A 13004-nucleotide genomic window follows, 5' to 3' on the forward strand; every position below is an offset into this window, starting at 1 on the left:
CCGGCTGAACGCCGGCCGGAAGTGGAAGGAAGATTACTTCCCGGCGTTCTTGACGCTGTCGGGCGCTTCGCGGTGCAGGGATTGCTTCCACCCGGCCTCGACATTGTCCGGCGTCACCGTGACCGCCGGCGCAACAACGAAGGGCGGCGTTTCCTCGCCCGCCAGTGCGCGGGCGCCGGCCGCGGCCATTGCACGGCCCAGCTCATAGGCCTCATCGGCAACGATCGCCGTCACATTGCCGCCCTTGACCATGTCGAGCGCCACCGGCTCTGACAGATCGAGCGTCACCACTTTCGTCGTCTTGTTTCCATTGGCGCGAAGCGCGGCAAGAACACCTTCCGCCGGCCCTGCCCAGGTCACGTAGATGCCGCCAAGATCGGGATTCTTGAGCAGCATCGCATTGGCGATGTCCTCGGCCCGGGCCGGATCGCTGATGCCCTGCTCGGCGACGATCTCGATATCCGGATAGTCGTTCTCGATGGTCGTCTTGAAGGCGTTGTCGCGCTGGTTGGTGACATAGTAATTGGCATCGTGGAAGATCCAGCCGACCGTACCCTTGCCGCCCATGCCCTTGGCCAGCGCATCGGCGGCCTGCTTTCCCATCTGGAAGAGGTCATCGGTCACGATCGCCGCATAGTCCGTCGGATGCTGATAGTCCTGCGGCAGGTTGGACAGGAACACCAATTTCACGCCCTCGGCCTTGGCTTCCTTGAAGGCGGCAGCCGATGTGACCGGATCGAGCGGCAAAGACAGGATGATGTTCGGCTTTTTCGCCAGTGCCGTTTCGATATCGCTGCGCTGTTTCGCGGCATCGAAGCCGGCGCTTGTGGTGGCAACCACTTCAATACCGAGCCGGTTGAATTCGTCCGTGGCTCCGGCCGTCACCGCGTTCACGAAATCGGACTGATCGTGCCAAAGCAGCGCCGCGCGATAATTGCCCTCCTTGAGCATCGATACCTTGTCATCGTCCACCTTCACCGTCTTTGAAGGTGTCGCGGTTTCGCCCTGGGGACCGACAGTCTCGGCCTGGGCAAGTCCACCCAACAGCATCAGCGCCACCGAAGCTGTGGTCATCATTCTGGTAAATCGCATAACGGGTTCCTCCCTTGCTTTTTGCTGCGGCGGGTCACTGACCGACGACGCCGCACTGGTTTGCAATGAACGCGGCAAACGCAACGACGCCGGCCACGTATTCTTCGACATTCACGCGTTCTTCGAGCGTGTGGCAGTTGGTGATGTCTCCCGGAGCGCAATAGACTGCCGGGCATCCGATCTGATCGATCAGGAACGGGATCTCCGACCAGTAGGGCGCGCCTTCGATGCGGCCGCGGCCGGGCAACGCGGCCCCAAGAATTTCAGCGAGATCATGGATCTGCGGAAGATCCTCGCTGACTTCGGATGGCGAACCGCCAAAACGATGATCCCGCCCGGCCGGGTAGTCGATTTCAATGGAAATGCCATCCTGCACCTGCGCGCCCCGCACGGCCGCCTCGAATTCGGCAACGGCATCATCCAGCGCTTCGCCGGGAAGCAGCTTGCGGATCAGCGACAGGCGGCATTCCCCCGGAACGGCGATATAGCCGCCGCCGCTCATCTCCGTCACCAGCGCGAAGGCGCGGCCCACGAGGCTGTGGCTGTCACGCGCGGAAATCGCGTCCGAGTGCGCCCATATGGCGGAAGCCACGGCATGCGCGGCTTTCAGAGCATCCACGCCCTGTTCCGGCACGCCGAAATAGGCGGATTTTCCGGCAATCGCGAGGTCGGCGATAAAAAAGCCCATCTGCGCCGGAAACACGGAAAGCCGCGTCGGCTCCACATAGATTGCAAAATCCGGCTTCTCGATCTCTCCGGAAAGCACGCGCTGGGTATAGTCCTTGATGCCGGCACTGACGCCGGTGCCCGGTTCGCCGCTCTCTTCGTCCCCGACAAAGGCGAATGCGACGTCGCCCTTCAGTTCCACGCCGGCCCTGTCCAGCAATTGCACGGCGGCAAGCGCCGAACAGATGCCGGCCTTGAGGTCTCCGGCGCCGCGCGCCCAGATCTCGCCGTCGATCTCCGGCGCTGCGAACGGGTCCTCGCGCTCAGTGCCCCGCCAGCGCTCCTTCCAGCCCCGGACATGCACGGTGTCGGTGTGGCCCACGAACAGCAGTCGCGGGCCATCGCCCCTTCCCTTGCGCGCGCCCCAGATATTGGGCCGCCCGGGCAGGAAATCCGCCTGCTGCGGATCGAGGCCCAGATCGGCCATCTGCCGGTTCAGGAAGGCGACGAAGTTGGCTTCGTTGCCTGTGATGCTTTCATGCGAGACCGCGGCCTTAAGCAGTGCGACGACCGCATCGCGGTCAACCAACCGCGCAAACCGTTCGACTATGGGCGCGTGCGCCGTCATGCCCTCGCCCCGCCGAATTTCACAACATCCCTTGGCGGCAGCGCGATGGCAGCGCCGGGTACGCCACCGGAAAACAGCGTTGCGTGCAGATGGCTGAGCCCAACCGCTGCCGCACCGACAATCGCGGCTTGCGTTCCAAGCGATGACACGGCGATATCGATCTCGCGCGGGAAGCACAGCCTGGCGAATTCCCGAACGCGATCGGCGATCTCGTCGCGGCTGCCGATCGATCCGCCGAGCACAACCCGGCCCGGACCCGTCACGGCACAGATCGCGGCGACCGCCCGCGCGACAAGCTTTGCCGTCTCATCGAGAACGGTCAGCGCTGCGGCGTCGCCACTGGCGGCGGCATCGAAAATACCGGGTACGTCTTCATCTTTTCCGGTCAGTTGCCTGTATCGGTCGCGCATACCGAACGTGGCTGTGACACGCTCAAGTGCGCCGACACGCAACGATTCCGGTTCGAACGGATCGGCGCCGAAGGGCAGGAAACCGAGCTCGCCCGCCGCATGCGCGCTGCCGCGAACGAGTTCTCCGCCGACCATGATGCCGGCGCCGATGCCGGTTCCGAGCGCGACATAGGCGAGGTCATCGACCCCGGAACCGGTTCCGATCCAATGCTCACCGAGAACGGCCAGATTGACGTCGTTCTCGACGAACACATCCCGGCCCAGCTCCTGCCTGAGCTTATCGACGACATCGAATGTCTCGATATCCGCGATATTGGGTGCCATCAATACGCGACCGGTATCGGGGTCCGGCACGCCCGGCACACCGATGACAGCAAGGCGCACCTTTTCAAAGTCGATGTCATTGTGCCGCGCCACATCGCGACACATGCGGGCGATCTGCCGGACGACGTGAACGCCGCCCTTCTCGTCCGTCGGCTCGACAAGCTCGGCAAGAACGTTGCACGACAGATCGGCGATCGCGGCGCGGGCCTTGGTCCCGCCAAGGTCCACCGCCGCGATGCAAGCCGCGTCTGGCACGATTTCGTAGGTGACGGCGCTGCGCCCGACATGGCCGCTGGTCCGGCCGGTCTCGCGGATCCAGCCGTCATTTTCCAGCAGGCGGGCGATCTCGGAGATCGTCTGTTTGGAAAGGCCCGTCTGCTTCGCCACGCTGGCTCGCGAGATCGGGCCGGAATGCACGATCGTTTCCATGACAGCGCAAAGCGAAAGTTGTCGTGATATGCGCGAGGCGTCGCTCAAGGTGCATCCTATTAGTTCGTTCTGTTACCGAACTAATTACATGGAACCCGCCCATCCGTCAACCTGTCCAGCCGGGCCGTGCGGACCGGACGGCCATGCGCTGCCGCGCAACCGTGTGAAAATGCGATTATTGCGCCTGACCACAACGCGCCAACAAACTGCAAGAAAACTATCACAGAACTGCAACTCCCGGGTCACAGCGGTCGTCGAATCTGGCACCCTCACCCCAATTGAAGGAGCGGTCTGATGCTATCTCGGAAATTATTGACGACCCTTGCCGTGCTGCTCGCCGGCACGGCCATGGCCCACGCCAAGGATGCGACCTATGTCGGGTCCGTCGAAACCATAAGCGGCGATGCGGGCGGAAAGGCGCGCGGCACCGTCTTTCTCGACGCGAACCGCAATTCCAGGCTTGATAATGGCGAGTCCGGCATTGAGGGCGTCATGGTTTCCAACGGTCGCGAGGTCGTCCTCACCGGCGCCGACGGCAAATATGAATTGCCCGCCTATGATGACATGAACCTGTTCGTCACCAAGCCGGCGGGCCATGCCACACCGGTCGACAAGGACATGATCCCCCAGTTCAACTACATCCACAAAGTCGCCGGCTCCCCCGATCTGCGCTTCGGCGGCATCAAGCCGACCGGCCCCCTGCCCGCACAAATCAACTTCCCGCTGATTGCCGACGGCTCCGGCTCCAGCTTCGATTGCCTGATTTTCGGCGATGTCCAGGCCTACACGAACCGGGAGCTCGGCTATGTACGCGAGACGGTCGGAAAGATGCTGGCCAACCGGGACAACCAGAAGACCGAATGCCTGATCTACGCAGGCGACGTTGCCGGTGACGACCTGTCGCTGTATCCGCGCATCAAGGCCATCGGCGCGGTCGGCCGCGTGCCGCAATACTGGGTCGGCGGAAACCACGATCTCGATTTCGACGCAAAAAGCGATGCCGATTCCTTCGACACGTTCCGCACCGAATGGGGACCCGAATATTATTCCTTCGATATTGGCAACGTGCATTTCGTGACGCTCGACAATGTGCGCTATCCCTGCAACGGCGTCGATCCGCACCCCTTCTGTTCGCCCGACAAGAAGTCGACCTATAACGGCGTCATCTCGGACAGGCAGCTTGAATGGCTCGCCAACGATCTCGCCAATGTTCCGCAGGACAAGCTGATCGTCATCAGCGCCCATATCCCTTTCCAGACTTTCACGGACAATACGGCCGCCAAGCACCAGACGGACAATTTCGACAAACTCGCCGCGCTGCTCGAAGGCCGGCCCGCGCTTGGCCTGTCGGGCCACACGCACACGACCGAGAACATCCTGCCCGGCGAAGATTACGAAGGATGGGAGAAGAACACCAAGGTGCCGTCAGCACCCTTCCACCAGATCGTTACCGGCGCGGTGTCCGGCTCCTGGTGGGCCGGCGACGTAAACGACGACGGCGTTCCGCGCTCCACACAGCGTCTCGGCTCGCCGCGCGGTTATTACCAGATCGCTTTTGACGGCTCCGATTATGTCGACACCTACCTCAAATTCGGCGGCGAAGAAAACGAGCAGATGCATGCCTCCTTCAATTCGCCGCGGTTCCGCGATTGGGCCAAGGACCTGCTCGCCTATGTCGACCTTTACGGCGCGCCCTCGGATGTGCTTCCGCCGGTCACCGTCAACGACCTTTTCGACCAGAACATGCTGACGCGGGCCGATCTTCAGGGCGGCACATGGGTCGCGGTCAATGTCTGGAACGGCTCGAAGGAAAGCAAGGTCAGCATCTCGATCAACGGCAGCGAACCCATTGCCGCCAAACGCACCCAGGACGGAACCGGCGAAGCCAAGCGGTCAGGCGTCGAATATGCCGATCCGCTGGCGCTCGCTCAACAGTCCACGAACGGCAGCATGGCTTTCAAATCGGCGAAGAATGGAGAGGCAACGGACGGTTTCAACACCTGGACCGGCGTCGAGTGGCGCGGCGTTCCCGGCCCGCTCCAAAGCTGGATGCTGACGAAGAACTCCCAACACCTATGGCGCGCCGACCTGCCCGCGGACCTTCCAGCCGGCGTGCACACACTGACGGCACAGACCACGGACCGCTACGGTCGCACCTTTGATCACACCATCACCTTCGAGGTGGTCGAACAAATGCCACAGATGACCTGGCAGAAAGATTTGTGGGATTAGTCCAAACCGGCCCTTCCCGGAAACGGGAGGGGCCAACGCATCACGTATCGAAGTTCAGCCGCTTGAACTGCCGCTCCACGACGCTCAGGAACAGGTGCTTGACCGGATCGATGGCGGTCGTGCCGGATATGATCAGACCGATCTTGTATTCGCTCAACGCCTTGTGCGACAGTTTGACGAACTTCAGCTCGCCACGCGCGATCTCATCCATGAAACCCATCTTGGTATAGATGCCGACCACCTGCTTGGACAGGATCGCCTGCTTGGCGATCACCAGCGCATTGGTGAAGATGTGCGTTGAAAGATGCACCGATAGCGATGCCATCTCCTGGTCGAGCAGGGAATGCCCGGCCCGCGCGTCGATGGTCCTGACCAGCGGATAACCCTCGATATCGTCGACGGTGACGCTGTTTCTTTCAGCCAGCGGATGATCGGGACGCAGGATCACCCCGAACGGCGCGGCCTTCTCCGCAAAGACCCGCACGTCCGGGTGCACATAATTGCTGAAGCTGATGCCGATATCGGTATCGCCGGAAACGACAGAATTGACGATCGATTCCGGCTGGTCGGTGGTGACCGAAAGGGAGATGCCGGGATAGCGCTCGCCATATTCGGCAAGTACATGCGGCAGGATGCCGAAGGTCACTGAATCCAGCGTCTGAATGTTGAGATGTCCGGTCCGCAGGTCCCGGATGTCGTCGATCATCGCCTTGATCCGGTCGAAATCGTAGAGGGTCTTGCGGCAGTGCTCGAGCACCAGCTTGCCTGCCGGCGTGATCTCGACACCCTCCGGTGAGCGGTCGAGCAGCCGGATCCCGAGCATTTCCTCGATATTGATGATCTTGCGGTTGACGGATGTCGAAGACACATTGAGCAGGTTCGCCGCCTTGCGGATCGACCCTTGCCTTGCGACCTCGTCCAGATAGCGCAGAAAGACCGTATGCATTGTGCCCTCTCGAGGTGGTGCATTTTTTGCACCACTGTTGGCTAATTTTGCTCCTTCTTGCCTCACCTGAATCATGGCTAAAGTCAAGTCGGGAGGAACGGGTCCTGCCGTTCGCGCTGCGATCGGCCCATGACCCCAAATTTGGAGACACGAATGACAAACAGGGTGAACACGAACATTCAACGCCGCACGCTTCTGAAGGGAATGGGCGTTGCCGCCGGAGCGGCCTTTACCGGCACGATGATCAGCATCGACAAGGCGGCCGCCGCGGACGAATTCAAGGTGACCATGCAGCTCGGCTGGCTGGCCTCGAACGGTATCCTCGGCGAAGTCGCCGCCGACAAGCTCGGCTATTACAAGGAAGAGGGCCTGAGCCTCGAGATCGTTCCGGGCGGCCCGAATATCGACGGCGTTGCCTCCGTCGCCTCAGGCCGTGCCAATCTCGGCTCAATCTCGTCGAGCCCGTCGCTGATGCTGGCCCGCGCTGCCGGTATTCCGATCAAATGTATTGCCGCCGGCTACCAGCAGCACCCCTTCACCTATTTCTCGCTGACCGACAATCCGGTCAGGGCTCCGAAGGATCTCGTCGGCAAGAAGGTCGCGACGCAGGGAACGGCCCGTATCCTGCTTCGGGCTCTGCTCGCCAAAAACGACATCAGCGAAGACGACGTGGAAGTTCTAACCAGCGGTAGCGACATGGCTGTGCTGATGACCGGACAGGCGGACGTCGTCACCGGCTGGACCACGAACGTCAATGCCCTTTCAGTGCTCGGCGACAAGCGTGTCGACATGAGTCTTTGGGATGCCGGCATCCAGCTTTACGCCAACCCGTATTATGTGACCGACGAGACACTCGCCGAGCACAAGGACAAGGTCGAGGCCATGATCCGCGTCAGCGCAAAAGGCTGGGGCTGGGTCCACGAGAACCAGGAACAGGCCTGCGAATTCCTCGTCGAGCGCTATCCGAATCTTGATCTCGAAAGCGAGCTTAAGGCAGTGCCTTTGGTCGACGGTTACTCGTTCAACGCCGTGACGGCAAAGAACGGCTGGGGCACGATGACTCGCGAAAACTGGCAGGCGCAAATTGACGCCTACGCCGCACTCGGTCAGTTTGATGGCGACCCGCCCAAGGTCGATGACATGATGACCCTGTCGATCCTCGAGGCAACTGCCGCGGACCGGCCTAAATACGGATAAGCAAAAAATGCCTTCTGGAGTTACAGTCCAGGCAGCGGCAACCGGATCACCCCCGGTTGCCGCATCCCTGAAGAACGCCTCCGTGCGGTTTGGATCCTTTACCGCGATCGAGAACCTGACGCTCGATGTGGAGGACGGTGCCTTCTACACAATTCTTGGCCCTTCGGGCTGCGGCAAGTCAACCATGCTCCGGCTTGTATCGGACCTGATCCCGGCCGCGACGGGAGAGGTCAGCATCTTCGGAAAATCCACGGAGGAAGCGCGTCTTGCCCGCGAATTCGCCTTCGTCTTCCAGGACGCGACGCTTCTGCCGTGGCGCACGGCAATTCAGAACGTGCAATTGCCGCTGGAGATCGGCCGCAAGCGCGGCGTGAAGATTCCGGTCAGTGACAAGAGCCCATCGGAGCTTCTGGATCTCGTCGGCCTCTCCGGCCGCGAGGACGCGCTGCCACATGAACTTTCCGGCGGCATGCGCCAGCGCGTCGCAATTGCCAGGGCACTGGTCTGCAAACCGAAGCTGCTCCTGATGGACGAACCCTTCGGTGCACTCGACGAAATGACCCGCGATCATCTGAATATGCAATTGCTGAAGATCTGGCAGGAAACCGGCGTCACCATCCTCTTTGTGACTCATTCAATACCGGAGGCCGTCTTCCTCGGCCAAAAGGTGCTGATGCTGGCCGCGCATCCCGGAAGACTGCGCGAAGTGGTTGAGATCGACCTGCCCTATCCGCGCGAGATCAAGCTGCGCGACACACCCGAATTCACCCGCCACGCGGCCCATCTGCGTGAGCTTCTGGAGACCTGCTGATGACCATGGTGGACAAGGCAAATCCCGGAAGCGTCGAAACCGACGAATCCAAACTGCAGGCGCTCGAGGAAGAGCGCCGGTTCGAACGGCGGCGCAAATTCGAAGCCGTAGCCATTCCGATCACAACCGTAATCGGCCTGCTGATCATCTGGCAGGTCGGTGTCCGGTTGTTCGAAGTACCGACCTATATCGCACCCGCACCCAGTGAAGTCGCCGACAAGCTTGTCACCGAGTTCCCCATCTTGCTGGCGAATTTCTGGCCGACGCTTTTTGAGGCGGCGCTGGGTTTTGTCACGGGCAACGTGGCGGCCGTTTTGATTGCAATCGCCTTTGTTCACTCCAAAACGGTAGAGAAGGCGTTTTTTCCGATTGCCGTGTTTATCAACACGATCCCGATCCTGGCGATAGCGCCGATTCTGGCGCTGATTTTCGGCCTCGGCATGACCACCAAGGTTGTGATTGCGGCCCTGATCTGCTTCTTCCCGACGCTTGTGAACATGGTGCGTGGCCTGCAGTCCGTCAGTCCGCAAACAATGGAATTGGCGCGGATATTGTCGGCATCCAAATCGGAGATTTTCTGGAAGATCCGGCTGCCCTCGTCCCTGCCGTTCCTGTTTTCCGCTCTTAAGATCGCTGCGACCACATGTGTGATCGGGGCCATCGTCGGAGAGTGGATCGGGGCAGATCTCGGCCTCGGCGCGCTCATACTGGAATCGATGTACAATTATCGCTCGCCCATGCTCTACGCGACGGTGTTCATGTCCTCGGGTCTTTCCGTCCTGCTGTTCGCAATCGTATCGATCGCGGAGCGAAGCATCATCCGTTGGCACACATAGCGGCCATTGAATCAAGATCATCGCAAGTCCGCATAAGATACTGAGAATAAAGAATTTAACTGCAACAAAGCTGCTGATCGGCATGCTGGTTGCGCCCAAGGAGACAGATAGATGGCCGAACAGACAAGGGACCACATCCTTTCAAAGAGCGAGCAGATACCCGTGGTCGCAGCCACCGACGTCGTTGTCATCGGCGCCGGTCCGGCCGGATTGTCCGCCGCGGTCTCCGCGGCCCGCAATGGCTGCTCCGTCACGCTGGTCGAACGTTACCACCACCTCGGCGGCATGGCGTCCGGCGGCATGGTTCTCGTGCTCGACGACATGGTCAATGAGGGTAACGAGATCGTCACCACCGGCATCGTGACGGAATTCGTCGACCGGATGGAAAGCCAGGACGGCGCCGTCTATCCGCCGCGCGAAGATTGCCTGACCAACTGGGAGATGTGGCAGAAATGGTCGCGCTGGGGCTGCATCGACTTCCACAAGACCGGTATGCCCCAGCCGATCATCCATGCGGTCGCCTTCGATCCGGATTGCTGGAAGCGCGTCAGCCTCGATCTGGTGCGCGAAGCCGGCGTCAATCTGCGTCTGCACAGCTGGTTCTCCGAAGCCCTGATCGAAGACAACCGCGTCACCGGCATTATCGTCCAGACCAAGCTCGGCCGCCAGGCGATCAAGGCCGGCATGGTCATCGACGCATCCGGCGACCTTGATGTCGCGGCATCCGCCGGCGCATCCTTCATCAACGGCCAGTATATCGTCACCACGGTTTTCCGCCTGATGGATGTCGATACGGACCGAGCGGAAGCCTTCGAATACAGCGAGCCGGAGGCCTACAAGAAACTCGACCGCGAGGCGCGCCGGCGCATCGGCGGCGCTTGGGGAATGTGGTGGCTGAAAACCCCGCTGCCCGGTGTCGTGTGGTGCAATTGCCCGCATATGCCGGGCTATGACGGCATTTCGCCGGAGGACATGGTCGCAGCCGAGTTCGAGGGCCGCGAGCGCATGATGAACCTGCTTCATTTCGCCCGCGAAAACCTTCCCGGCTTCGAAAGCGCCAAGATGCTCGGCGCCGCCGAGCAGATGGGCATCCGCCAGACCCGGCTCCTGCAGGGCGAATATGTGGTGACCAAGAAAGATGTCGCCAGCCGGCGCTACTTCGCCGACAGCGTGTGCCGCGGCCGCGACTACTACACGCCTTACCGGGCATTGCTGCCGAAGGGCATCGACAATCTGATCGTCGCCGGCCGGCACTACTCGGTCGACAGCGACGCACAGAAACTGTCGCGCGAGATACCGCCATGCATGTCACAGGGCGAAGCCGCCGGTGTCGCCGTTTCACTGGCCCTGAATGCCGGCACGGCACTGCGCGATGTCGATGCGAAGCTGATCCAGAAACAGATGCGGGCGCAGGGAGCCGATCCGGGCGATGTTCCGTCCGCCAACGCCCTCATCGAAGACACAGTCACGGCCTGAGGACAAAAAATGACCGATACGAACGCAAAGCCCCTCGACGGTGTGCGCATTCTCGATTTCACGCAGGTGATGCTTGGCCCCTGCGCCACGCAGATGCTTGCCGATTTCGGCGCCGACGTGATCAAGATCGAGCGGCCCGGCGCCGGCGACCTGTCGCGCAATTTCTTCGGCGAAACCTCGGAAGCCGCCATGAACAATGCCGTGTTCTCCTCGCTCAACCGCAACAAGCGGTCCGTCGAGATCGACACCAAGTCCGAAGACGGCAAAAACGCCGTCTACGAGATGGTGAAGCATTGCGATGTGGTGGTCGACAATTTCCGCGCCGGCGTCATGGATCGGCTGGGCTTCGGCTATGAGGATCTGAAGAAGATCAACCCGCGCATCATCTGCGCCTCCGGCACCGGCTTCGGCGAAAAGGGCCCCTATGCCCACAAGGGCGGCCAGGACGTACTGGCCCAGGCCATGAGCGGTGTCATGGAAAAGACCGCCGACCCGTCCATCCCGCGTTCCATCTATCCCACGACCCTGTGCGACTATACCGCCGGGATGCACCTGGTTCAGGGCGTCCTGGCGGCCCTTTTGATGCGGGAAAAGACCGGCGTCGGGCAGAAGGTGGGCGTATCGCTCTACGATTCCATGATCGCCATGCAGATGCAGGAGGCGGCCCAGTGGAGCAAGCACCGCGAGGTCCTCAACTGGGCGGCCATGCCGCTGACGGGCGTGTTCGACACGACGGACGGCGCGATTGTTCTCGTCGGTGCGTTCAAGGCCAATCCCCTGCAGGACATCTGCAACGCGCTCGGCATCGACGATATCTCGCCGCAATATCCGGACCTTGCAACACAGCGCAAGAACAAGCCCTATCTGCAGGAGCTTTTCCGCAAGCATTTTGCGACGAACACCACGGCCCATTGGCTCGCACGTCTCGAGGAGCAGGATCTTCTTTGCGCGCCGGTGCGCGCCCTCGGCGACGCGCTGGACGATCCGCAGACGGCCATCAACGACATGCTGGTCGATATCGAGCATCCGGTGATCGGACCGCTCCGGCTTGTCGGATCCCCGGTCCATCTGAGCGACGCGCCGCTGACGGTCCGCCACACCCCGCCAAGGCTTGGCGAGCATACCGATGAAGTGCTTTCCGAATTCGGGCTGCAGGGCGCCAAGGACAAGGTGGCGATATGAGCGTCGATTTCCGCATCGAGGACGGCGTTGCGCGCGTTACCCTGAACCGGCCGGATCGCATGAACGCCGTCGACGAGCCGACCGAGATCGAGCTGGAGCGCATCTGGACCGAGATCGAGGGCAATGCGGATATTCGCTGCGTTGTATTGACCGGCGCGGGTGATCGCGCCTTTTGCGCCGGAGCGGATCTCAAATCGGATGATGGCAAGACCGGCATTGAATACTGGACCTCGCTCAACCCGAATGGTTTCGGCGGCATTGCGCTGCGTCAGAGCCTAAAGGTTCCGGTCATCGGCAGGGTCAACGGCGTGGCGCTGGGCGGCGGCATGGAAATGGTGCTTGGCTGCGATATCGTGATCGCCTCGGACAGTGCACGCTTCGGACTGCCGGAAGCCAAGGTCGGACGCCTCCCCGTCGCCGGCGGCATCGTCATGCTGCCACGGCTGATCCCGCAGAAGATAGCTGCGGGTCTGATGATGACCGGCCGGTTGATGCCGGCCGCCGAGGCACAATCACACGGCCTCCTCAACGCTGTCGTCCCGGCTGTGGAACTGGATGAGGAGGTCGAGCGCTGGGTTGCCGATGTCCTGTCCTGCGCGCCGCTTGCCCTTGCTGCCATCAAGGCCACCATCAAGCAAACCGCCCACCTGCCGGCCATGGATGCGAGCCAGCTCAAACTGCCGGAACTTCTGGCTGCCCTTGGCAGTGAAGACGGCGAAGAAGGTGTCGCCGCCTTCCGCGAAAAGCGCCCGCCGCAGTGGAAGGGTCGCTAGCG

At 61.4% G+C, this 13004-nt stretch carries 11 protein-coding genes; 7 read left to right on the forward strand and 4 right to left on the reverse strand.

What is annotated here, in order from left to right; genetic code table 11:
• Window positions 1-33: 33 nt before the first annotated feature.
• From OOZ53_RS03905 to OOZ53_RS03915, 3 genes are read right to left on the reverse strand one after another with little or no spacing between them, the layout of a single operon-like run.
• Complete coding sequence (locus tag OOZ53_RS03905; protein ID WP_271088009.1) at window positions 34-1092, reverse strand: substrate-binding domain-containing protein; 1059 nt, start codon at window positions 1090-1092, stop codon at window positions 34-36.
• 34 nt (window positions 1093-1126) lie between these two features.
• Complete coding sequence (locus OOZ53_RS03910; protein WP_271088010.1) at window positions 1127-2386, reverse strand: M20 family metallopeptidase; 1260 nt, start codon at window positions 2384-2386, stop codon at window positions 1127-1129.
• Entirely contained in the window at window positions 2383-3597 is a 1215-nt protein-coding gene (locus OOZ53_RS03915) for an ROK family transcriptional regulator (RefSeq protein ID WP_271088011.1), read from the reverse strand. The genes OOZ53_RS03910 and OOZ53_RS03915 overlap by 4 nt, the downstream gene beginning before the upstream one ends.
• A 246-nt stretch (window positions 3598-3843) precedes the next feature.
• Between OOZ53_RS03915 and OOZ53_RS03920 the strand changes: the two genes are divergently transcribed.
• Entirely contained in the window at window positions 3844-5781 is a 1938-nt protein-coding gene (locus tag OOZ53_RS03920) for a calcineurin-like phosphoesterase family protein (protein ID WP_271088012.1), read from the forward strand.
• 40 nt (window positions 5782-5821) lie between these two features.
• On the opposite strand, the gene OOZ53_RS03925 is transcribed toward OOZ53_RS03920, so the two are convergent.
• A complete protein-coding gene (locus OOZ53_RS03925) occupies window positions 5822-6727 on the reverse strand; it encodes a LysR family transcriptional regulator (protein ID WP_271088013.1) in 906 nt (301 codons plus the stop codon).
• A gap of 153 nt (window positions 6728-6880) precedes the next feature.
• On the opposite strand from OOZ53_RS03925, the gene OOZ53_RS03930 reads away from it, so the two are divergent.
• From OOZ53_RS03930 to OOZ53_RS03955, 6 genes are all read left to right on the forward strand, one after another.
• Complete coding sequence (locus OOZ53_RS03930) at window positions 6881-7924, forward strand: ABC transporter substrate-binding protein (RefSeq protein ID WP_425499102.1); 1044 nt, start codon at window positions 6881-6883, stop codon at window positions 7922-7924.
• 7 nt (window positions 7925-7931) lie between these two features.
• Window positions 7932-8735: an ABC transporter ATP-binding protein gene (locus OOZ53_RS03935; RefSeq protein WP_271088014.1), complete on the forward strand. Its 804-nt coding sequence runs from the start codon at window positions 7932-7934 to the stop codon at window positions 8733-8735.
• Window positions 8735-9571 carry an ABC transporter permease gene (locus OOZ53_RS03940; protein ID WP_271088015.1) on the forward strand — a complete coding sequence of 279 codons (837 nt, stop codon included), beginning with the start codon at window positions 8735-8737 and terminating at the stop codon, window positions 9569-9571. The genes OOZ53_RS03935 and OOZ53_RS03940 overlap by 1 nt, the downstream gene beginning before the upstream one ends.
• A gap of 111 nt (window positions 9572-9682) precedes the next feature.
• On the forward strand, window positions 9683-11047 hold the full coding sequence (locus OOZ53_RS03945; protein WP_271088016.1) for an FAD-dependent oxidoreductase: 1365 nt from the start codon (window positions 9683-9685) through the stop codon (window positions 11045-11047).
• Between the two features lie 9 nt (window positions 11048-11056).
• Complete coding sequence (locus OOZ53_RS03950; protein ID WP_271088017.1) at window positions 11057-12229, forward strand: CaiB/BaiF CoA transferase family protein; 1173 nt, start codon at window positions 11057-11059, stop codon at window positions 12227-12229.
• Window positions 12226-13002, forward strand: a complete 777-nt coding sequence (locus OOZ53_RS03955; RefSeq protein WP_271088018.1) for an enoyl-CoA hydratase-related protein — start codon at window positions 12226-12228, stop codon at window positions 13000-13002. The genes OOZ53_RS03950 and OOZ53_RS03955 overlap by 4 nt, the downstream gene beginning before the upstream one ends.
• Window positions 13003-13004 lie beyond the last annotated feature (2 nt).

This window comes from Allohoeflea poritis (genome assembly GCF_027889715.1).
In the GTDB taxonomy this organism is placed as follows: domain Bacteria; phylum Pseudomonadota; class Alphaproteobacteria; order Rhizobiales; family Rhizobiaceae; genus Hoeflea_A; species Hoeflea_A poritis.